This is a genomic window from Psychrobacter sp. CAL346-MNA-CIBAN-0220, assembly GCF_040309805.1.
In the GTDB taxonomy this organism is placed as follows: Bacteria; Pseudomonadota; Gammaproteobacteria; order Pseudomonadales; family Moraxellaceae; genus Psychrobacter.
In genome coordinates, this window is record NZ_JBEOPF010000657.1 from 1 (window position 1) to 242 (window position 242).

Annotated in this window: 1 pseudogene; it reads right to left on the reverse strand. The window is 47.1% G+C overall.

Going from position 1 to position 242, the window contains the following annotated elements:
• Window positions 1-242, reverse strand: a pseudogene (locus AAEY88_RS15210) (deoxyguanosinetriphosphate triphosphohydrolase); the annotation flags it as partial.

Here is a 242-nt window from a genome sequence, read left to right on the forward strand (position 1 = left end):
GTGCTAGGACGCTCGCCAAGCAGCTCATAGAAGATAGCAGCCACCTCATTGTAGGTAAGCATATTTAGATTGATGCCATCTTCTAAGTCTATCAGCGCATAACAAATATCGTCGGCAGCTTCCAACAAATAGGCGAGGGGATGGCGAGCATAACCGTCATGCTGCTCTGAGCGAGGTAGATTCAAGCATGCTGCTAACTCGTCTAACTGTGCGGATTCACAATAAAAGCAGCCAAATTTCTG